Consider the following 2,791-nt stretch of genomic DNA (forward strand, 5'->3'; position numbering starts at 1 on the left):
CTATATAATAACCGAATGCTTCACGCAACCACGCCCAATCATTTGCGTCCTTCGCAGGGAATCCCCCGATGAATTGAGTCATCCAATACTCGTTTTCGACCTTTTTGGCGTACGCTTCCAAAGCCTCCCAGTTTTTTCCGTTTACGGCATAGTCGTCCATCATGTCGCGCATGCGGAGAGCTCGATCGATCTCTGACTGTGGATATTTGTCAGCCTTCATTTGCAGAATTATTCGACGACGCTCCTGCTCCCGAACACTCATCACCCCTCCCGACCGCAGCTGTATAAACCTCACGTCTGGAACAAGCGCTGCAGCAATCGGCATGATCGTTCCCGCTTGGCTGCCGCCCGTGAGGCCAATCCGGTCCGGTCCGATATCAGGTCTCGTTTTTAGATATTGAACCCCCGCCGCGACGTCCGCCGCGAGCGTATCAAATAGAACACTGTCCCAATCTCCCTTGGATTTGCCGGTGCCACGCTTGTCGAAGGCCAGCGCTGCAATGCCCCGCCGAGCGTACGCTTCGGCCAGAAAGCGGATGTGGCCATGAAAGCCGTTTCGTGTTTGGGCACCCGAGCCGTGAGCGAAAACTACCGCCGGGTGACGAGATTTGCCGGCGGGAATGAAAAGCGAACCCGAAAGCTGAGTCCCGTCCGCGCTCGTAAAGGTGACTTCCTCTTCTCGGTAGCTTGTTAACCGCTGGGCGCTATACTTACGTCCGCCGATCTGAATCTGTATGGTTTTTGCAGCGTCCCTCTGGCTTTGCTCCAACCGAACATTCAAATATTCCGGTTTGATGCAGTACATGCAGGGTCCGGCGGTAAGCTCGATGTTAGGCCCATTATCGGACACTTTGTACAAGGCACCGGTACGGCCGGATGGCAACTCGAGGTAAAAGCCGCCGCTGCTGAGCGACAGCGTTAAAGTCCTTTTCTGGTCGATTTGGTAGGTTCCTTCGTAAGCGGCAAGGATCTCGCGCGGCGTCGGAGTGCGTCTCTTTATGAACTCTGCTTTTTGCTCGCGCTTACCCTTTTCATCGCGCACGAAACCTGAATAACCGTAAGCGGTGCGATGGAGAACGAAATAGAGATTGTCGACATTGAAAGTGAGTTCCTCACCCTTCGTGATGAGGTTCTGAAGGGGGGGAGCATCAGCGCGATCATATGGTTGCTGCATCTTGCCGCTCACGACCCCGCCCGTATCCACTAGCTCGAGCCCGGTGAGGGAGAACGCTCCCGGTACTCCATACCCCCCGACATACGAGGTGGTGACCGGCTGTGAAGTGGCTGCAGTGGTCAAAGAGGGGGCCAACAAAACTATAAGAACTAGCTGATACCAAGGGATCATCGAAACCTCATTTCTGTCTTCAGCGGAGTGGCAAGAGAGTATGGCGCATTTCTTGGAGCGGTTACGCAGGCTATGACGCCTTCGCTGAGCGACGATGGTTTTATTTGACATGATAAGTGTGCTCCTTCTTCCACTATTTATGTTTGTCGTCGGAATCCGATAGCGGGACGGATCTTTGAACCTTGGCCGTCGGCAGTACGTCGCGCGGTAGCTGAGGACGAGCATGCATTCCATCAGTTATGTTAGAAATTGAAATCAGCATTGCCGCCTAATCCAATCACAATCTCAAAGCCGGACCGTCCCTCGCTTACCGAGATGTCGTGCGCTTCAAGTCGCCTTGAAGCAACAACCTTATCCTTTAGAGGCCGTTTCTGGCGGTTGGTCGGATCGACCAGCTTTCAGTCGGATTCATTTGCGTTCGAGTCGGACGCTTCCTGAGATGCTGCTCATGGAAATTGGCACGCCCCCTGAGCCAATCCGAGCCTTGACGTTCGAACCATTGGCTGCGCGTTGAAGGGTCACATTCGGCACGTCGAGCTGAACCCTACCGCTGATGTTGGTCACGTCCAGGTCGGCGTTCAATTCATCCTCAAATCGGAGTTCGACCGTGCCGCTGATGCTACTGAGTTGAATGCCTCGTCTATCCAGCCTGGTGACTGCGACAGATAGCCTACCGCTCAAGCTGGAAGCGGTCAGGTGGCCAGCCACGGAGCCCAAACGTACCGAGCCGCTAATGCTGCTGAGCTTCACCGCATCGCCCACATTTCCAATGGTCAAAGGACCGCTGATGCTGCTCGCCTGCATCGGTCCGGCGACGCTCCCAACGATAACCGGCCCGCTGATGCTGTTGACCGAGAGTTCGATCTGACGCGGTAATTCAAGTACCACGCGCTCCCGGATCTGCACCTGACGGTTTGCGCGGTTCTGACGTTCATCCTCAGCCCGCACGATCAGACTGTTAGGCGTGTGTTGGATAGTAAATTTTCTCAGCAAGAAGTCCTCGCGGTTGCGCGCCATGCGAACGATGTGAACCTCCGCCCTGTTGCCTTCGGAAGTTCTTATCTCAACTGAGCCGCTGATGCTGGACACCTCGACGCGCGCGCCCCGTGAAAGCGTAAAGGAACGATTTATCTCTTCGCGCTCATCGAATTCGCCGGCCGATTGCGTGCCGTATGCGTTGGTCTGAAAAATGTTGGATGTTATGTTCATAAGAATTAGGCCCACCAGAAGACTCGTAAATTTTCTCATCACTTCACCTCACTTCGGACAGTTTTGGCTTGCGCCGGATGCAGCCTTGTTAAGGGCCACCGACCCTTCAAAGGAATCGAGCTCGATCTGCGCACGCCCATCACCGTAGCGACCGACAACGCGACGATTTTGCGGCGTGGGTTGCACTGAAGTTGCTCCAACCGCCAGCGAATAGTCGGTCTCGATGTGTCCGCTATG

Annotated in this window: 3 protein-coding genes; all 3 read right to left on the reverse strand. The window is 54.8% G+C overall.

The genetic code is table 11. The features are described from left to right. A partial coding sequence (locus tag ACLQ7H_RS05225) for an alpha/beta hydrolase family protein (protein ID WP_411751759.1) occupies positions 1-1,456 on the reverse strand: 1,456 nt, incomplete at its 3' end. A 297-nt stretch (positions 1,457-1,753) separates the two neighbouring features. Beyond that, positions 1,754-2,593 (reverse strand): DUF4097 family beta strand repeat-containing protein, encoded by an 840-nt coding sequence (locus ACLQ7H_RS05230; RefSeq protein ID WP_411751760.1) that lies wholly within the window; start codon positions 2,591-2,593, stop codon positions 1,754-1,756. Between the two features lie 9 nt (positions 2,594-2,602). Then, on the reverse strand, positions 2,603-2,791 hold a 189-nt coding region (locus tag ACLQ7H_RS05235; protein ID WP_411751761.1), incomplete at its 5' end, for a hypothetical protein.

This window comes from Serratia sp. (in: enterobacteria) (assembly GCF_046715635.1).
Classification (GTDB): domain Bacteria; phylum Pseudomonadota; class Gammaproteobacteria; order Enterobacterales; family Enterobacteriaceae; genus Chania.